Genomic DNA, 18,390 nt, shown 5'->3' with positions numbered 1-18,390 from the left:
TGTAGCGACTGGCGTCGCGTCTGTCCAAAAATTAAAAGTAGAGACGCGATTCATCGCGTCTCTATAAGAGTGAGGAGTTTTATCTCCCCCTGCCCCTCTGCCCACCCGTCCCATCGCGTTAATCTCAAGAGGTGCTGATGGTTGCAGCAACCGATTTCAAAGATTATTACAAAATTCTGGGTGTTAGTAAGAACGCCACTCCGGAGGATATCAAAAAAGCCTACCGGAAATTGGCACGGAAACATCACCCGGACTTAAATCCTAACGATAAGCAAGCGGAAGCGCGGTTCAAAGAAATTAACGAAGCTAATGAAGTGCTGTCCGACCCGGAAAAACGCCAGAAGTATGACCAGTATGGTCAGTACTGGCAACAAGCTGCGGCGGGTGCACCTCCACCCAGAGGGGCGGGTACACAAGGTTATGACTTTAGCCAGTATGGCAACTTTAATGATTTCATTGATGAGTTGCTGGGAGGGTTAGGTCGCAGTGGCGGTCGTACAAGGCAGCGCAAAGCTAATTATCGCACTACAAGAAGACCAGAAGGATTCCGGGAATACGCCGACTTTGGCTATGGAGAAGACCCTTTCGGCCGCTTCACAGATGTTCCCGCACAGGATACGGAAGCAGCGATCGCTCTCACTTTTTCTGAAGCATTTCACGGTACACAGAAGCAGCTACAAATTGATGGAGAAACTATCACTGTTCGCATTCCGCCGGGAGTAAAATCGGGAAGCCGCATTCGAGTCAAAGGCAAAGGACAGATGAGTCCTTTTAACCAGCAACGCGGCGATTTGTATCTGACAATTGAATTATTGCCTCATCCTTTCTTCAAATTTGAGGGCGACAATCTTGCTTGTGAACTACCTGTCAGCCCAGAAGAAGCAGTGCTTGGCGCACAAATAGATGTTCCTACGCCTGATGGCAAGGTAACGATGAAGATTCCGGCCGGTGTGGATTCCGGCCAAGCACTCCGACTACGTGGCAAGGGCTGGCGCGATCCAAAAGGTAATCGTACCGCTTTGATTGTGCGGTTAAAAATTGTGACACCCAAAGATTTGAGTCCCCAAGAAAGAGAGTGCTATGAAAAATTGCGACAAGTTAGCAGTTTTAATCCCCGTCAAGGCTTGGTGGAGGTGCGGTTATGAGTTCTAACCTGAGTTTGTCTTGCGTGGTGTGGTCAGAAACAGGCGATCGCCTCTATAGTTTCGAGCAAGCCGCCTACCTCACCCAAACCTCGGTTTTATTACTAGAACGATTTGCCCGCCTGGGACTAATTGAACCTGTAGGAATCATGCTGCGCCCACAGGATATCTTTCGCGTTGTGCAGATTCAAAGGTTGCACCGCGATCTGAACTTGAATTGGGTCGGAGCAGCAATGGTGCTAGATATGGTAACTGAAATTGACCAACTCAAGGCGCAACTGCGTGCCTACCGTGCTGAATTACGTTAGTACGAATTACGAATTGGTTTGACTGCCTAAATAATTTATTTCTCAGCTAAGGGGCACGATTATGCAACCAACCAATCCCCAGCAATTTACCGAAAAAGCCTGGGAAGCCCTTGTTCGGACTCCCGAAATTGCCAAGCAGTTTCAGCATCAGCAGATTGAGAGCGAACATTTGATGCCAGCGCTACTGGAACAGGAAGGACTCGCCAGTTCTATTTTCAACAAAGCCGGGGTAAATGTTCAAAAACTCCACGAGCGCACTATCGACTTCATCAACCGTCAGCCCAAAGTATCGGGGGCTAGCAGTGGTTCGGTATACATCGGACACAGTTTAGAGAGGCTGCTTGATCGCGCCGAACAATACCGCAAAGAGTTTGGTGATGAATATATTTCTATTGAACATTTAATACTTGCCTTTGCCAAAGACGATCGCTTTGGTAAAGGGTTGTTTCAAGAATTTGGACTGGATGAAAAAAAACTCCGCAACATCATTCAACAGATTCGAGGGAGTCAAAAAGTGACAGATCAAAACCCGGAAGTTAAATATGAAGCGCTAGAAAAATACGGACGCGATTTAACCCAATTGGCACGTGAGGGCATACTCGACCCAGTGATTGGACGAGATGAAGAAATTCGCCGCACGATTCAAATCCTTTCTCGTCGGACTAAAAATAACCCCGTGCTGATTGGTGAACCCGGTGTCGGTAAAACGGCAATTGTAGAAGGATTAGCGCAGCGCATTATCAGTGGTGATGTCCCGGAATCATTGCGCGATCGCAAACTAATAGCTTTAGACATGGGTGCGTTAATTGCCGGAGCCAAATACCGGGGAGAATTTGAAGAACGCCTGAAAGCTGTCTTAAAAGAAATCCAAGAAGCACAGGGACAAATCGTCTTGTTCATTGACGAAATTCACACTGTAGTTGGTGCGGGTGCAACGCAAGGATCGATGGATGCTAGCAACTTGCTCAAGCCGATGCTCGCTCGCGGCGAATTGCGCTGTATTGGTGCCACCACGCTAGATGAATACCGCAAGTACATTGAAAAAGATGCGGCTTTGGAACGTCGTTTTCAGCAGGTGTATGTCGATCAGCCCAGTGTGGAAGATACCATCTCAATTCTGCGCGGTTTGAAAGAGCGCTACGAGTTACACCACGGCGTGAAGATTTCTGATAGTGCGTTAGTTGCGGCAGCTACTCTGTCTGCGAGATATATTAGCGATCGCTTCCTACCCGACAAAGCTATTGATTTGGTGGATGAAGCTGCGGCTAAACTAAAAATGGAAATTACTTCCAAACCAGAAGAATTAGACGAAATTGATCGCAAAATTCTGCAACTGGAAATGGAGCGGCTGTCACTGCAAAAAGAAACAGACAGTGCTTCCAGAGAGCGTTTAGAACGGCTAGAGAGAGAACTTGCGGAGTTAAAAGAACGGCAAGTTGCTCTCAATGCTCAATGGCAGGCAGAGAAGCAAATTATCGATCGCATTCGCCAAATTAGACAAGAGATTGAGCGTGTCAACGTAGAAATTCAGCAAGCCGAACGCGATTACGACCTCAACCGGGCAGCAGAACTGAAATACAGCAAACTCACTGAGCTGCAACGACAACTAGAAGAAGCCGAAGCGCGACTAGCTCAAATCCAGACTAGCGGTAAATCTCTGTTGCGCGAAGAAGTCACCGAAGCTGACATTGCCGAAATTATCTCCAAGTGGACGGGTATTCCGTTGAGCAGACTGGTTGAATCGGAAATGCAAAAACTCTTGCATCTGGAAGAAGAGCTACATAAACGTGTGATTGGTCAGGACGAAGCTGTAAGAGCTGTTGCTGATGCAATTCAACGTTCCCGTGCTGGGTTGGCAGACCCGAATCGTCCCATTGCTAGCTTTATTTTCTTAGGCCCGACCGGGGTGGGAAAAACAGAACTGGCAAAAGCTTTAGCGGTATATCTGTTTGATACCGAAGATGCACTGGTGCGGATCGATATGTCCGAATACATGGAGAAACACACTGTTGCCCGTCTCATCGGTGCGCCTCCAGGTTACGTGGGCTATGAAGAAGGCGGACAACTCACCGAAGCGATTCGCCGCCGACCTTATTCTGTAATTCTGTTTGACGAAATTGAGAAAGCTCATCCTGATGTATTCAACGTCCTGCTGCAAATCCTGGATGATGGTCGCCTAACTGATTCTCAGGGACGCACAGTAGATTTTAAAAATACGATCGCGATTATGACCAGCAATATTGGTTCAATATACATTTTGGATGTGGCAGGAGACGATAGCAAGTACAAACAAATGCGCGATCGGGTCATGGAAGCAGTGCGAGAAAGTTTCCGCCCCGAATTCCTCAACCGCATTGATGAAATCATTATCTTCCATAGCTTGCGGAAGGACGAGTTGCGCGAAATTGTCAAACTACAAGTGCAGCGTTTAGAGGAGCGATTGCGCGAGCGTAAACTCTCGCTCAAAATCTCCGACGAGGCTCTCGATTGGATTGTTCAGGTCGGTTATGACCCAGTTTACGGTGCTCGTCCCCTGAAGCGGGCGATTCAGCGAGAACTAGAAACTCCGATTGCTAAAGCGATTCTACGCGGCGAGTTCCACGAAGGCGACACAATCTACGTCCATGTGGAACACGAACGACTGGTGTTGAAGCGCTTATCACCTGAACTGGTCAATGCTTAGAGGGGGCAGAGGAGCACAAGGGAGAGATAACTCTTGGAAAGACTTGGGTTAATCGCGTTTCTCTTTCAAAATTTAACAACATATCAAAACATTTTTGGAAAAGCTATGACTTCCGAAGATTTTAGAGAAACCAGAACAAATTCAGCATTGCCAATTGTCTTAGGTGTTTTGATGATTCTGCTGGGAATTGCAGCGATCGCAGAACCATTTATTGCCACTATTGCCATCACAATCGTATTCTCCTGGACTTTAATTATTGCTGGCATCGTCCGAATTGTTCATGCATTTCAATCACGTCACAAACGAGGCTTCTGGACAACACTAGTAGTTGGTGTTCTATACGTAATTGGTGGGATTCTGCTGCTTAGCAACATCTTTGGTGCTGCGCTCTCTCTCACCTTAGCTTTTGGATTGATCATTTTTATTGAGGGTGTATTGGAGGTGATTGCAGCATTTCAAATGCGTCCAGATCCAAACTGGGGTTGGGTACTATTTAGCGGGATCATGGCTATTATTCTAGGGATTTTGATTCTGTATCAATGGCCTGTCAGCGCAGTTTGAGTATTGGGAGTATTTGTAGGGATTAATTTTTTGTTGACGGGTGTTTGGATGATCATGCTTTCATTAGCTTCTCGTAGTCTTCCTGACCATAGGGCAAGAGTTTAAAGCAGTTATCAGTTATCAAAGTTTGAGTTGGAGATTTAGACCCCAACTCAAACGTAGCACGCAATAGTGGTGAGGAACTTTGACTCCCAACTGAAAAACAGTTTACTGTTAACTATTTACTAATTTGTTGAAATAACTTTCGGTTTGATCGAAAATTTTGGGTCTAAAACCCCGTCCTTTAACGAAGTGGAGGACGGCATTACACAGCTATAGGCTTAGTGTAAAATACTTCTATGCTAAACATGACATGGGAATTTAAGTTAAAACCAACTCCAAAGCAGATCGATATCATCGAAGGAATATTCGATGTGTGTCGCAAAGTGTGGAACTTTGCTTTACGCGAAAGAAAGGACTGGTTAAATTCCCGCAAGTCGCCTGTTAACGCTTGTTCCATTGTTCAGGAATACATTCTTGGTGCTGATGAACCATACCCTAGTTACCACACTCAAGCCAAGCGGTTAACTCTTGCCAAAGAGCAATTCCCCCTTCTCAAGCAAGTACATTCGCAAGTCCTCCAACAAGTCTTAAGGACATTGGACAGGGCATTTGAGGACATGAGAGCGAAGAAATTAGGGTTTCCTCGCTTCAAAAATAAATACCGAATGCGGTCAATTGTATTTCCTCAATTGGGCAAAAATCCAATTCAAGGCAGTTTGCTCAAACTACCTCAACTAGGGTGGATTGGTTTACGTTTGTCCCGTCCAATTCCAGAAGGGTTTGAGATTAAACAAGCCAGGATTGTGCGACGGGCATCAGGCTACTTTGTCATGTTGGCATTACAGTTAGATGTATCACTACCAGATACACCAATATCCGGTCATCCGCGAGGGTTAGATTTAGGGTTTGATAAGTTTGTAGCCACGAGTGATAACGAACAAATTAATAGACCTCGCTTTTTGCAAACATTACAACGCGAGCTGCAATTGCTGCAACGTAGGTTAAAGCATAAGAAAAAAGGGTCTAATAATCGACACAAACTCAATCGTAAAATAGCGAGAATTCATCAGCGAATTACTGACACGAGGAAAGACTGGCATTTTAAACTGGCTAACCGTCTTTGTGATGGTGCAGGAATGATATTTGTTGAAGACATTGACTTTCGTTGTTGGGCGAGAGGGATGTTTTCAAAACATAGTGCCGACGCTGGTTTTGGACAATTCGTTCACATCCTACAATGGGTGTGTTTTAAGCGAGGTGTATTCTTTGCCAAGGTAGATAAAAACTATACTTCGCAGCAGTGTCCCGAATGTGGGACGCATACGGGCAAGAAGGAATTGAGCCAACGTATTCATTGTTGTCCGGTGTGTTTCTACACTACTTCGCGGGATGTAGCGGCAGCACAGGTGGTTAGAAATCGCGGCTTGGAATTAGTTTCCAGTTCTGCGGCAGGTCTTGTCGTGGAAGTAAAACAAAATGTCTGTAGACCGGATGCGGCGGGGACTAGCAGTAACGTTAGTCTAGCTGGCACGGGACGAAGCAGAAAACTCAACAAGTGATTGTTGGGAATCCCCGCACCTTTCAGGTCGGGGAGGATGTCAATGGTGAGCTAGTGCTGCCTCACTGAAATAAGGATAATATGATTACAACAGATAACAAGCACGCTGTTGGAGTATTTACTAACCGTAAAGCAGCGGAGCAATCAGTTAATGAATTGAAAGCCTCAAGCTTTCCAATGGAAAAAGTTGCGATTTTTGCAAGATTTGCAGATCGCATAAATTCTATTGGCGAAGTATCAGTCAGTTCCCGTATCAACAATCAAAGTGTAGATACAACTGGAGCAGTTGGTGACGCTTTAACTACAAGTTTTTGGGGAAGCGTATTAGTTGGTCTTAGCAGTTTGGTACTTCCTGGCGGTATTGGAGTAATAATTGCAGTCGGTTCGGTTGGAACAGCATTCATTATCAGTGTAGCGGGTGTTGCAGTTAGTACTATAGCCACAAATCATTTAGTAAAGGTGCTAGCTAGTTTAGGTATTCCTGAAGACCGAGCTAGACGTTATTGTGATCGCATCCAGTGCTGTGAATATTTACTAGTACTAAAAGGCAAAGATGAGGAGATCCAAAATGCTGAAGTCATTTTGAAGAAGCATGATATTAACTATTGGGGTATCTATGAGCTACCACAGGTTTAAATAAGCCTTCTTGGGTGGCCGCCGAGATACGGATACCGTTGGCGAAATATTGCTTAACAAAAAAACGGTGGATTTACCGTGTATTACTTGGAGAAGATAGATATCCCTTTTCGTATATTACATGGGAGAAAAAAATTAAGTTAGCTGCCTCAATAATCAATAAACTAGGAGAAATACTTATGGAGGCAGTATATGTGCTTACATGCCGAAGAACTTCCTCCTATTCCTGATGAAACGGTACGTGTAGCCAAAGCCGCGTTCCCCAAAGGTAATTTATATATGCGACTGCGTGATGAACTTGGAGTCTTTTATAAAGATGAAGATTTCGCATCACTGTATCCACAATGGGGTCAGCCAGCGCAAGCACCTTGGCGGTTGGCGATGATACTGGTGATGCAATATCTAGAGAATTTATCTGATAGACAAGCAACTCTTGCAGTGCAAGGGCGGATTGAGCGAAGGTGCTTCTGCGCCTTTGGTGGGTGCAGACCGTGAGAAGAGTCGGCGCGAAAAACAAACACTTGTCCAGGGCTTGTTCGAGAATGTTGCAAGGAGAATCATGGACGACAATCAAGAACGACAAGACTTCGATCTAACCGAAAGCGATGAGCAACTCAGCGCGGACGAAAAAACACTACTCGACGAACTCGGTATTGTTGGTGCTGCTCGCCGAAAATTCTTGGGGCAAAACATGGCTGCGGCACTCGGCACCTTCGCCTTCCACCTGCTGGCTAAAGAGGAGGTCTTTGCCACGCTCGCCGCTTCGCCCGACGCAGTTTTCGCTTCGACCGCTGGGGTGGAAAACGCCGTTAAAGTCTTATTGAAAATCAACGGCTCTACTCAACGCCTGGAAGTGGATTCGCGCACGGTGCTGCTCGATGCCCTACGCGAAAGACTTGGATTGACCGGCACCAAAAAAGGGTGCGATCAAGGACAGTGCGGTGCTTGTACAGCGATCGTTGACGGACGCCGCGTGCTTTCGTGTCTGACACTTGTCGCGAGCTGCGAGGGAAAAGAGGTGACGACCATCGAAGGGCTGGCTGACGCCGACAATCTTCATCCCATGCAGGCGGCGTTCATCAAACACGACGGCTTCCAGTGCGGCTACTGCACGCCGGGGCAAATATGTTCGGCAGTGGCGCTTTTGCAGGAAGCCAAAAACGGCGACGTGAGTCATGTCACTAACAATTTGCGGACGAGTCCCCAGAATTTAGAGCTCTCTGATGAAGAAATCAGAGAACGCATGAGCGGCAACATTTGCCGTTGCGGCGCTTATCCAGGAATCGTTGCGGCAATCAGAGAAGTTCATTCCGGGCGCGAAACAGCCCAGACCAGGCATTTTGCAAACGATGAAGAAATTGCCATTGCATTCAATGAGGGCAAAGCCGATGAAATCGTTTAAATATTCTAGCGCAACCGACGTAGCAAACGCCGTTGGCACCGTTTCCGCTAATCAAACGGCACAGTTTCTCGCAGGCGGGACAAATTTGATTGATTTGATGAAAGAATACGTCGAGCGTCCCAGCGAACTTGTTGACATCTTAGGTTTGAATCTGGCGCAAATTAGCTCGACCTCGAACGGAATTTCTATCGGCGCGTTAGCCAAAAATACTGATACGGCCAACCATGCGCTCGTCCGGCAAAATTACCCGCTTCTGTCAATGGCGATTTTAGCTGGTGCCTCCGTACAGCTTCGCAATATGGCGACCAACGGGGGAAATTTAATGCAACGTACCCGTTGCCAGTATTTTTACGACATCGCTATGCCGTGTAACAAACGCGAGCCTGGCAGCGGATGCGGAGCTATTCAGGGACTCAATCGCATTCATGCCATTTTTGGCTACAGCGATAAATGCGTGGCAACTTACCCAGGCGATATGGCGAATGCGCTTTATGCGCTTGATGCAGTAGTGAGGATTCGCGGCACGAACGGGCAAGAACGCACAATCCCGATCCAGGATTTTCATCGCTTGCCGGGCGACACGCCGGAAAAAGATAACAATCTTCAGCATGGCGAATTGATCGTTGCCATCGAAATGCCGAGGAATAACTTCGCCGACAAGTCTTATTACCTAAAAGTTCGCGATCGCACTTCATATGCTTTCGCACTGGTTGCCGTGGCTGCTGCTTTAGAAACAACAGGCAACAACATCAAACAGGCACGCGTTGTTTTGGGAAGCGTCGCGCATAAACCTTGGCGTTCAGCCGAAGCGGAAAGAGTTTTGATCGGAAAACCAGCGACGGAAGAAACTTTTCGGGCTGCTGCCGAAGTGGCTCTCAAAGATGCGAAACCGCTTGAACATAACGGTTATAAAGTCGAACTCGGAAAACGCGCCATTGTTCTCGCTTTGCAGCGAGCGATGTCGGGCGGTGTTGCGTAATACCAATTCCCCAAAAGATGGCTACAGATGATGACACTGGGACGCAGGGACAGGGAGACGCGGAGATTGATCTGTTGCGAGATTATAGAGAATTGGTATAAGTAGGGAGAATAAAAGAAATGGCAAGATACATCGGAAAAGAAATGAGCCGCGTAGACGGCATCGCAAAAGTAACGGGCAAGGCAAAATACGCCGCAGAATTTCAGGTTTCCAATCTCGCTTACGGTTTTATCGTGCTGGGAACCGTAGCAAAGGGCACGATTAAATCAATCGACACGCGTGAGGCTGAATGCGCTGCGGGCGTAATTCGCGTCTTCACGCATCTGAACACACCAAAGCTCGATCCGAAGTTTTCCATGGTGCAGGCTCCGTCGCGCGCTACCGATGAGCACGACAAGTCGTTTCGGGCGCTCCAGTCCGACAAAATCTTCTTCAATATGCAGCCTGTGGCACTCGTTGTCGCCGAGACATACGAGCAAGCGCGTTATGCGGCACGTCTGGTCAAAGTCTCCTACAACACAGAGCCGCACACGACCGACACCGAGGCGGTGCGAGCGATCGCGCGCGTCCCCACCCAAGCGCCGCCTCTAGAGCCGCCCGGTAATCCCGAAGAGACGATGCGTACAGCGGCGATTGAGACTCAGCCGTTAGTTGTTGAACATACTTTAACGCGCGGTAATCCCGAAGAGACGATGCGTACAGCGGCTGTGAAGGTAGAGGCCGAGTACCGCATTCCTATCGAGCACCACAACCCCATAGAGCCGCACGCGGCCATCGCGGTCTGGCAAGGCGACAAGCTCACGATCTTCGACAAGACGCAGGGGGTCTATGGCGTGCGCGCACATTTGGCTTCGAGCTTCGGCGTGCCTGAGGAAAACGTGAGCGTGCTCTCACCCTTCGTCGGCGGGGCTTTCGGATCGTCGCTGCGCCCGAACTATTATCCGGCGCTGACGGCGATGGCTGCCCGGGAACTCAAACGCCCAGTCAAGGTCGTCTATACGCGCACACAAATGTTCACTGGCCACGGCTATCGTCCGTACACGATTCAGAAGGTCGCGCTCGGCGCAGAGCGATCGGGAAAGCTCTCCACGATGATTCATGAAGTCGTACACAACACCTCCAACATCGAGGAGTTCTCAGACGAAACCACACTTTTCACGCGCCAGGTCTACGCCTGCCCGAACCTCTACGCGCCGCTGAAGATTACCAACACTGACCTCCCCACCCCGACCTGGATGCGTGCACCGGGGGCCGTTAGCGGTATGTTCGCGCTCGAATGCGCGATGGATGAGCTGGCCTACGCGCTCAAGATCGACCCGCTCGAACTACGGCTGATCAACTACGCCGAAGTAGACCCCGAGAGCGGCAAGCCATTTTCGAGTAAGGCGTTGCGGGAGTGCTATCGGCTCGGCGCGGAAAAATTCGGTTGGAAGAAGCGCCAGTTTGAGCCGCGCTCAATGCGCGACGGACGCCTACTCGTCGGTTGGGGTATGGCAACCGGCGTCTGGGGCGCTTTCCAGATGCCTGCTGCCGCCCTCATCACGCTGCGGGTGGATGGCACGGCGCAAGTTGCTAGTGCGACCAGCGACATCGGCCCCGGCACCTACACCGTGATGACCGCGATCGCTGCCGAGTATCTGGGGCTGAAGTTGGAGCAAGTGAAATTTGAACTCGGCGACACGAAGTTCCCTCGCTCACCGTCGCAGGGGGGCTCTTGGACGACGGCGAGCGTCGGCTCGGCGGTGCGCGGGGCGGCTCTGGCCATCGGCACGAAGTTGCTCGCACTCGCGAACCAGGAACCGAATTCTCCGCTCAAGGGGGCAGCCGCCGCCGATGTCGAGATGCTCGACGGGAGACTGCGACTAAAAAGCGACCCGTCGCGTTTCGTCAATATCTCTGGAGTGATGAAGCGTAATGGTCTCACCGCAATCACGGAAACATTCGAGTCGCGTCCCTCAGAGGAGCGCGAGAAGTATGCGACGTTGGCGCACGGCGCGCAGTTCATTGAAGTGAAGGTCGATCCGGATGTGGGGACTGTCCACGTTACGCGGGCCATTGAAGTGACCGCCAGCGGCAAGATCTTGAATCCGAAGGCCTCGCACAGCCAGGAAATTGGCGGCGTTGTTTGGGGCATCGGCATGGCACTGCAAGAGGCGACTGAAATCGACCATCGTTACGGGCGGATCGTGAACCCGAATTTGCAGCACTACCATGTGCCGGTTAATGCCGATATTCTGGAGATCGAAACGATCTTTGTTGAGGAGGACGATAAAATCGTCAATCCGCTCGGTGTTAAAGGCATGGGCGAACTCGGTATGGTCGGAATTCCGGCGGCGATCGCCAATGCGGTTTTTCACGCGACCGGCAAGCGAATCAGAGATTTGCCCATCACGCCTGACAAACTCTTGTAGAATTTGCTGCCGCAAATTTAGCGCCATTACATAGTTCCGTAAGTGAGCAATAACTATATGAACGAGTTACAGCATATCCTGCAAGCATTTGTACATAGCCAAAAGTCAGCACAGCGTAGTGCTTTAGCAACGGTAGTACAAACAAGTGGCTCGGTTTATCGCCGACCAGGGGCGAGGATGTTACTGGTTGAAGATGGACAAATGATTAGTGCGATTAGCGGTGGCTGTTTGGAAGGTGATGTTTTTGAACGGGCGCAATCGCTGATGTTTGGCGGTGGTGAACCGATAGTAGTAAGATATGACACTACATCGGATGAAGACATTGTATTTGGCTTTGGGTTGGGGTGTAATGGCGTTGTCGATGTTTTGATTGAATCTTTAGGTGATGAAACTGCTGCTAGCCAAATGTCTTTCATTCAAGATTGTTTGCAGTCTGGGCAAGTGGGAGCGATCGCTACTGTCTTTAAAATAGAGGGAGCGTCAGATATTACAGTTGGTTCTCGAATGATGCTGAAATGGGATGGCACTGTCATCAATCACGTTGCTAATATTTTTATTGCTCAAAAGATAGAAATAGACACTCACCAGGCACTGAGAAAAAAACAAACTTGCGTACAGTCATATACTTTACCTCAAGGACGCACTGATGTGTTGATTGAAGTAATTCATCCATTAGTACCACTGCTCGTATTTGGTTCTGGATATGATACGATTCCCGTGGTGCATTTGGCGAAATATCTGGGTTGGCACGTTACCGTAATTGACGATCGACCAGGGTATTTGAGGGGCGATCGCTTTCCTCAAGTTGACCAAATTCTCTGGTGCGAACTCAATGATTCCCACTCATACAAACATTTGCTGACACCGCAAACTGTAGCAGTTGTTATGACACACCGCTATCTAAGCGACCTAGCATTTCTCAAGACTCTGATTCCGTCCCAGGTGCGTTACCTGGGAGTGTTAGGCCCAAAACGCCGGATGCAAAAATTGTGGGATGATCTGTCTGAAGAAAATATCATTACCAGATCTGCACAAGAACAACGAATTTATAACCCTGTAGGACTAGACATTGCTGCGGAAACACCCCAAGAAATCGCCCTGTCCATCGTGGCAGAAATTCAAGCTGTAATTGGCGGACGTAGGGGTAGTTTCTTGCGCGATCGCCCAGGCTCGATCCATTCTCTCTTAGAGCAACCATGTCTAACATTGGCATTATAATTTTGGCAGCAGGCGCTTCCACAAGGCTTGGTCAGCCTAAACAGATCCTAGCTTACCAAGGTAAATCACTAATTCGACATATCACGGAGGCGGCGATTAATTCTCAGTGTCGGCCAGTTGTTGTTGTGTTGGGTGCTTACGTCGAAACTATTGAGCCGCATCTGAGAAATTTAGATATCCACATTGTTTATAATCAAAAATGGTCAACTGGTATGGCCAGTTCCATTCGATGTGGACTAAATGCTATTGGGGCAATCGCATCTGATATTGAAGCGATCGTACTGATGTTATGCGATCAACCGTTTGTTTCCTCCGACCTGATTAATCAACTTGTTACAAGATATCAAGCTACAAATTCGATGATAGTTGCTTCGGAATACGCGGGTATCCTTGGTGTTCCTACTATATTTCACAAAACGTTATTTTCAGAACTAGCTCTTCTCCAGGATGATATCGGTGCTAGAAAAATCATTCGTCAGCATTATTCAAACTGTTCAAGCATTTATTTTGCTGAGGGAGTTATTGATCTAGATACTCTTGAGGATTATGAACAACTTCACAAGCATCATCGTTAACAAGTTAAGCTTTAGAGCTATTAGTCAATAAGCAAAAGTATGCAATAGACTAGCATGAATGCTCATACGACTGTAAGGGATGTAGTCAGAAGTGGGTAGTTGTCCAGGCATACATCTATGCCAAGCGGACAGTTAATGGTTAAGCGTTGAGTACTAGCCAACAACTGGTTTTGACCACACCCGTTTTCAAAAATACTATTAAATCGAGATTTTCACAGTTCTGATTATATTAGTCCTTATAGCTCAGTTAACATACTCTCTAATGATGACTTAATTTATGAGTTGACTTCTAGCCATCCAGTACCTTTTACAAAGAGTTCTCCGAGACTAGACTACCTGACTGTAAAGAAATATCATCTTTGTTTTCTTCTTCTAGAAGTGCTTCAATTTGAGCAAAAAGCTTATTAATTTTTTTTAGCTTTTTCTCATCATTCCAAATTTTACTTTTTCTAAGTGCTTTGTATATTTTGTCAACTTTTTCTTTTTGCTCTTGGTTATGAGATGATGGCTTACTTTCTGACTGTTGCTGAAGAATATTTCCTACTAGAATCCTAATTTCAGATAGTGATAAACTTTCTGCGATCGCTTTATTTAAGACTTTCTGTCTTTCATCATCATTTTTTATCCGGTTGATTTCCTTAGCTTTTGTATATTCAATTTCGCCTTTTTGCAGTGCAGTTTGGATATCTAAATGGAGTTTGAGTAAAGGAAGACGATTGGCTACAAATGACTGCCAAGTAATTTTTCCTAACTTCGAGAATACATCTTGTATGATTCGTCCTTCATCACTAACCATAACGTTATGGTTAGAATTACCTTTGCTTTCGTTATTCATGTCATAGAGCAGTTTGACCACTGTCTCTTGGTCAACATCGAGTTCTTCGGCTAGTAATTCGAGAATTCCGATAGTTTCCTCGTAAGCGTTGAGGTCTTCCCTTTGGAGGTTTTCAACCAAGCGTAGTTTACGAGCTTTTTTCTCGTCGCACTCAATAATGACTACGGGTATTTCCTCAAGTTTTACAATTTCACAAGCTTTGAGACGGCGTTCACCAGCTACTAGCTCGTACTTGTCTTCCTGAAGCTTTCTAACGACAATGGGTTCTAGTAACCCCACTTCCTTGATGCTGTCAGCGAGTGATTTGAGTTTTATGGGGTCAAAATAGCGACGGGGCTGACTTGGCGGAAGGATAATTTGAGATAAAGGTAAAGTGGAATCAGATAAAGATTGTTCTTCTTCATCTCCAAATAAATTATCAAGTCCAGTAAGTTTTTCTAGTTCGCGTTTTTGGCTCATACAAAATCCTCGGTAAGCGGGAAACTCAGAGGCTTTAGCCCTGAGAGGGAAGCGACGGGAGCGAATTTATTCGCTGAGGTCTTTTTAACTTGAATAACTGTAACCATCTTTTTTGTGAATTGATTTACAGAACTTATAGTTTATTCCTTGAATCAATCCTCTCTGAGCAGAGATATTAAAGCTACCTGTAGAACGTACAGCTACACGTCCAATGTATTCACCAATTTTTTTTCCATTGGTGACAACAGCTTTAACAATATCACCTGTCTGAAAACCTTTGATAAATTTCAGTTTGGGAACATATCTATTAGGAAATCCAAATTTGTCAGTTCTACACATCTGCCTTGTTCCGTGTCCATTAGCGGTAATTAACAACGGTTTGATACCTTTGATAATTAATATTGGAGTTGATTGACCAACACAAGCAGCGTCTAACCAATGAGTTTTTTGTAATTGTTGATTAGTTCTATTGAACTTCGTTAATCCACCAGAACCACACTCAACGGGTAAGTCAGTTGATTTTAAAACCTCTAGAAGTTTGTATCTAGTGGCATTGACTGCTGCTGCATCAGCTAATGGTTTCTTGGCTTGTGCCAAAATTTTCTGTAATCTAGTGGGATCTTTTTTGAGAAAGTCTTTAATATCTTTAGTCCCTTTTTTGACGTTACATTTTTCGCAACTCAAAGTAAGGTTAGTGATTGAATTAGAACCTCCCTTTGAGCGTGGGTGAATGTGTTCAATCTGTAAAGGTATATTTTTGATACCACAATAGGCGCATTGTCTGTTCCATTTTTCTAGAAGAAATTCTCTGGTTTCATATCCAGCTAACGTACCTTGTTGATATTCCTTACCTTCGATTTCAGGATTACGCATTAATTGCATATCAAACTTGACTAATTCGGTACTAATCGCTGTGATTGGTGCGAATTTGCGTAATCTGTTTACCCATGTTTCTACATTGTGAACCCGACTCATAAGGCTAGGAGCTAACCATCCTTCTGGTCTAGTTCTGTTGAGAAATCTGGGTTTTCTGTATCGTGTTTTGCGATTCCTCCTACTACGTCTTAGTTGCCTTCTAGAAATCAAAGCATCTCTGATAGCGAAGCCTCTATGCTTTAATTCAGCAGCAAAAACTACTTCACCTGTGGAATCATTGACTAATGCTATTCCCGTTATTTTAGCTCCAGAGTCTAGCTTAATTCTCAAGTCAGATACAGATGCATCTGCTCTAGATTCTTTCAGAATAATTGTGAAAGGAAAACGCCGAAATACTGCTGCTTTTTTGTTTCGTAATAACTGTCTAGCTTGCGCTGGATGAATTGGGTCTAAGGGTCTTTTTTCGGTATCTAAAACAAATACTTTGGACATTAGTCCCTCCTTTCGGGTAATGTTAGCTTCGTCAATGTTTTAAGAGCTTTTTAGATTTGCAACACTGTTTCAGTGACTTTAAAACTGTTTAATTGCAAATGATAGAGCAGAAAACTAGCTTCGCATTCTCTGGTATCGTGACTCAAAAAACGTAGTCAGCTAAGACTTAGACTGGTCAGTACAGCTTGCTTGATTTCTTTTACAAGCTCAGTGGCTTTGTCCCTGAGTTACTGACAGTTGAGTAATATATTTTGTAATTTCTTCGAGTATGCTAACTGCGGGGTGGTTTTTCTTGTGGAGTGCAAGTGGTAGATGTGCTTGGGTTGCATCAGGAAAAGCTGTTGATTTAGGAATGGGGGCAGTAACGTGTATCCGTCCTTCAACCTGTTGTTTAATTTCTTCCAGTATTCCTGTGTCTTGAAGATTACGATTATCGTATTTGGTTGGAATTATACAGGCAATTTGTAATTTCTGGTGTCCTCCTTTTTTGAGCCGGGCAATTGTTTCTAGCAGTTGGTTGGTGCCAAGATAGCACTTATATTGCGTTTCAACAGGAATAATAACGTGTGAAGCAGCTACTAAGCTCATAATGCTTAGGATTCCTAGAGAAGGCGGGCAATCAATCAAAATATAATCATACTGGTCAAGTACATTTGATAGCACAAACTTGAGCCGTTGGCGGTTGTCGATGGTCAAGTCATGAAAAATTTTTTGCTCCGTACCTGCCAATTGGATATTTGTTGGTACAATGTGCATCCCGTGAATAGGTTTTTCCCATATATACAGGGGAGTTTCTTCAGCGATCGCACCATAGATAGTTTGTTCAGTTTGCAGCTTGACTTCTCCTAATCCCATAAAAGCTGTTAGTGATGCTTGTGGGTCCATATCCACAAGCAGTACACGGTGTTTTTTAGCAAGGTGGTATCCAAGATTGTGTGTAATAGTTGTCTTAGCTGCACCGCCTGACTGATTGAAAGTTGCGATTATTTTGGTTGATAACATATGTTGCTGAAGCGATTTTTTGAATTTATGTCAGCGATTCTACCAAACAGTGGATTTTTATTTTAGATTTTTGAAAAAAAATAACGCTAGTTCAAACAAGTAAACCTGTCTGGACTAGCATTATTCAGTTAATTGCTTCTAAAATGGAGGTTCTTCATCTAGGTCTTCATTTGTCGAAGTAACGTTATCTTCGAGTAGTTCCTTAGCAAAATCCGGAGTTTCAGGCGAGTGAGAGTTTTTGCTAACTTGGGTAAGTTCGTTAATAGGTTGTGCTGAGATAAAGTTTCTAATTACGAATGTGGCAATCTTTTCTTTGTACTCACCCCTGTTATCTACCACTAAATCAAGATATCCTTCTGCTGTACCATGTACGCCTTCCCCCTGTTCGTTGATGACGACAGCAGGTGCGCCCTTGGAACGGAATGGTATCTCGTCAGTAACGACTCCTTCCTTGGAACGATAGTAGAATTCAGCAATCCCAAAAGCAATCAAGGAACCTTCTTTGTCGTGGGTTGTGTTCACTGATTTAAGATTAATAGTTGCAGTATTATGAATCATGGTCGTTTGGTTTGTAGATTGATTAGATGGTTGATCGCCTATGATTTATACTGCATAGGCGATTTGTAATTTTCTAGAAATTTGCGTTAGCTACAGCCTGTGTTTCGTTTGGTACAGAAGTAGATATAGATTCTTCCTTACGGGGTGAACCTAATAATTCGATGGCGTTGATTGTGATTACAGGTTTTTGCCGCATAGTGCCAGAATTTTTATCAGCCCAACGGTCGAATCCAAACTCACCAGTAATTGCAATCTGAGTTCCTTTACGAACGTAATTTCCAATCACTTCTGCTTGATTTCCCCAAGCGACTAAATCAAACCAAAGGGCTTGTTCACTTCTGTAGGGCGGTCTTACTGCAATAGAGATTGAAGCCTTAACTGCACCGGACTCGAAATATTTCAGATCGGGTTCTTGTCCCAATACTGCTCGGTTAAGGGAAAATAGATAGTGGAATAAATCATAATTTGTTCGCGTGTGTCTTACGAGAACAAAAACAGCTAAAAACGTTGCTTGTACCTGAAGGCACTCTCGAAAAATTTAATTGTCAATTGCTGAGAAGATTTTTAACCTGTTGAATTATAAATTCAGAATGAACAATTTACGGTATCGCCCAAATAATAGATGTATTCAACTTGCTTGACTAAAAATTTGA

15 protein-coding genes and 2 pseudogenes are annotated in these 18,390 nt (G+C 45.7%); 12 read left to right on the top strand and 5 right to left on the bottom strand.

The features are described 5' to 3' along the window. Window positions 1-137 precede the first annotated feature (137 nt). From VF06_RS32435 to VF06_RS32380, 12 genes and pseudogenes are all read left to right on the top strand, one after another. Window positions 138-1,145, top strand: a complete 1,008-nt coding sequence (locus VF06_RS32435) for a DnaJ C-terminal domain-containing protein (RefSeq protein ID WP_099070182.1) — start codon at window positions 138-140, stop codon at window positions 1,143-1,145. After that, on the top strand, window positions 1,142-1,450 hold the full coding sequence (locus VF06_RS32430) for a chaperone modulator CbpM (RefSeq protein WP_099070183.1): 309 nt from the start codon (window positions 1,142-1,144) through the stop codon (window positions 1,448-1,450). Before VF06_RS32435 ends, VF06_RS32430 begins: the two co-directional genes overlap by 4 nt. A gap of 61 nt (window positions 1,451-1,511) precedes the next feature. Next, on the top strand, window positions 1,512-4,133 hold the full coding sequence (gene clpB, locus VF06_RS32425) for an ATP-dependent chaperone ClpB (RefSeq protein ID WP_099070184.1): 2,622 nt from the start codon (window positions 1,512-1,514) through the stop codon (window positions 4,131-4,133). A 105-nt stretch (window positions 4,134-4,238) separates the two neighbouring features. Further along, a pseudogene (locus tag VF06_RS32420) lies at window positions 4,239-4,799 on the top strand (HdeD family acid-resistance protein). A gap of 233 nt (window positions 4,800-5,032) precedes the next feature. Next, complete coding sequence (locus VF06_RS32415) at window positions 5,033-6,295, top strand: RNA-guided endonuclease InsQ/TnpB family protein (protein ID WP_099070185.1); 1,263 nt, start codon at window positions 5,033-5,035, stop codon at window positions 6,293-6,295. Between the two features lie 80 nt (window positions 6,296-6,375). Next, entirely contained in the window at window positions 6,376-6,930 is a 555-nt protein-coding gene (locus VF06_RS32410; RefSeq protein ID WP_099070186.1) for a general stress protein, read from the top strand. 192 nt (window positions 6,931-7,122) lie between these two features. Next, window positions 7,123-7,386: pseudogene (locus VF06_RS32405) on the top strand (transposase); the annotation flags it as partial. 103 nt (window positions 7,387-7,489) lie between these two features. Next, the gene (locus VF06_RS32400; protein WP_099070187.1) at window positions 7,490-8,332 is read left to right on the top strand and encodes a 2Fe-2S iron-sulfur cluster-binding protein; all 843 of its coding nucleotides are present in this window, start codon (window positions 7,490-7,492) and stop codon (window positions 8,330-8,332) included. Continuing rightward, on the top strand, window positions 8,319-9,311 hold the full coding sequence (locus tag VF06_RS32395; protein ID WP_099070188.1) for an FAD binding domain-containing protein: 993 nt from the start codon (window positions 8,319-8,321) through the stop codon (window positions 9,309-9,311). Before VF06_RS32400 ends, VF06_RS32395 begins: the two co-directional genes overlap by 14 nt. A gap of 119 nt (window positions 9,312-9,430) precedes the next feature. Further along, a complete protein-coding gene (locus VF06_RS32390; RefSeq protein WP_099070189.1) occupies window positions 9,431-11,722 on the top strand; it encodes a xanthine dehydrogenase family protein molybdopterin-binding subunit in 2,292 nt (763 codons plus the stop codon). 57 nt (window positions 11,723-11,779) lie between these two features. Continuing rightward, window positions 11,780-12,940, top strand: a complete 1,161-nt coding sequence (locus tag VF06_RS32385) for an XdhC family protein (protein ID WP_099070190.1) — start codon at window positions 11,780-11,782, stop codon at window positions 12,938-12,940. Beyond that, entirely contained in the window at window positions 12,919-13,515 is a 597-nt protein-coding gene (locus tag VF06_RS32380; protein ID WP_099070191.1) for a nucleotidyltransferase family protein, read from the top strand. Before VF06_RS32385 ends, VF06_RS32380 begins: the two co-directional genes overlap by 22 nt. Window positions 13,516-13,822: 307 nt before the next feature. Here VF06_RS32380 and VF06_RS32375 read toward each other — a convergent pair whose 3' ends face one another. From VF06_RS32375 to ssb, 5 genes are all read right to left on the bottom strand, one after another. Next, on the bottom strand, window positions 13,823-14,809 hold the full coding sequence (locus VF06_RS32375) for a ParB/RepB/Spo0J family partition protein (RefSeq protein ID WP_099070192.1): 987 nt from the start codon (window positions 14,807-14,809) through the stop codon (window positions 13,823-13,825). Between the two features lie 84 nt (window positions 14,810-14,893). Further along, the gene (iscB, locus tag VF06_RS32370; protein ID WP_099070193.1) at window positions 14,894-16,177 is read right to left on the bottom strand and encodes an RNA-guided endonuclease IscB; all 1,284 of its coding nucleotides are present in this window, start codon (window positions 16,175-16,177) and stop codon (window positions 14,894-14,896) included. Window positions 16,178-16,384: 207 nt separating this feature from the next. Next, the gene (locus VF06_RS32365; protein ID WP_099070194.1) at window positions 16,385-17,179 is read right to left on the bottom strand and encodes a ParA family protein; all 795 of its coding nucleotides are present in this window, start codon (window positions 17,177-17,179) and stop codon (window positions 16,385-16,387) included. A gap of 138 nt (window positions 17,180-17,317) precedes the next feature. Then, complete coding sequence (locus VF06_RS32360; protein ID WP_053458066.1) at window positions 17,318-17,737, bottom strand: hypothetical protein; 420 nt, start codon at window positions 17,735-17,737, stop codon at window positions 17,318-17,320. Window positions 17,738-17,810: 73 nt separating this feature from the next. Next, window positions 17,811-18,158, bottom strand: a complete 348-nt coding sequence (ssb, locus tag VF06_RS32355) for a single-stranded DNA-binding protein (protein WP_099070195.1) — start codon at window positions 18,156-18,158, stop codon at window positions 17,811-17,813. Window positions 18,159-18,390: the final 232 nt, after the last annotated feature.

This window comes from Nostoc linckia z4 (assembly GCF_002608075.1).
Taxonomy (GTDB): domain Bacteria; phylum Cyanobacteriota; class Cyanobacteriia; order Cyanobacteriales; family Nostocaceae; genus Nostoc; species Nostoc linckia.
Note: the sequence above shows the minus strand (reverse complement) of the source record. Positions and strands in the feature narration are given on the sequence as shown.

Excerpts from the sequence above, each read along its gene's own strand:
- VF06_RS32435 (WP_099070182.1), top strand. The coding sequence starts at position 138 with ATGGTTGCAGCAACCGATTTCAAAGATTATTACAAAATTCTGGGTGTT.
- VF06_RS32430 (WP_099070183.1), top strand. The coding sequence starts at position 1,142 with ATGAGTTCTAACCTGAGTTTGTCTTGCGTGGTGTGGTCAGAAACAGGC.
- clpB (WP_099070184.1), top strand. The coding sequence starts at position 1,512 with ATGCAACCAACCAATCCCCAGCAATTTACCGAAAAAGCCTGGGAAGCC.
- VF06_RS32415 (WP_099070185.1), top strand. The coding sequence starts at position 5,033 with ATGCTAAACATGACATGGGAATTTAAGTTAAAACCAACTCCAAAGCAG.
- VF06_RS32410 (WP_099070186.1), top strand. The coding sequence starts at position 6,376 with ATGATTACAACAGATAACAAGCACGCTGTTGGAGTATTTACTAACCGT.
- VF06_RS32400 (WP_099070187.1), top strand. The coding sequence starts at position 7,490 with ATGGACGACAATCAAGAACGACAAGACTTCGATCTAACCGAAAGCGAT.
- VF06_RS32395 (WP_099070188.1), top strand. The coding sequence starts at position 8,319 with ATGAAATCGTTTAAATATTCTAGCGCAACCGACGTAGCAAACGCCGTT.
- VF06_RS32390 (WP_099070189.1), top strand. The coding sequence starts at position 9,431 with ATGGCAAGATACATCGGAAAAGAAATGAGCCGCGTAGACGGCATCGCA.
- VF06_RS32385 (WP_099070190.1), top strand. The coding sequence starts at position 11,780 with ATGAACGAGTTACAGCATATCCTGCAAGCATTTGTACATAGCCAAAAG.
- VF06_RS32380 (WP_099070191.1), top strand. The coding sequence starts at position 12,919 with ATGTCTAACATTGGCATTATAATTTTGGCAGCAGGCGCTTCCACAAGG.
- VF06_RS32375 (WP_099070192.1), bottom strand. The coding sequence starts at position 14,809 with ATGAGCCAAAAACGCGAACTAGAAAAACTTACTGGACTTGATAATTTA.
- iscB (WP_099070193.1), bottom strand. The coding sequence starts at position 16,177 with ATGTCCAAAGTATTTGTTTTAGATACCGAAAAAAGACCCTTAGACCCA.
- VF06_RS32365 (WP_099070194.1), bottom strand. The coding sequence starts at position 17,179 with ATGTTATCAACCAAAATAATCGCAACTTTCAATCAGTCAGGCGGTGCA.
- VF06_RS32360 (WP_053458066.1), bottom strand. The coding sequence starts at position 17,737 with ATGATTCATAATACTGCAACTATTAATCTTAAATCAGTGAACACAACC.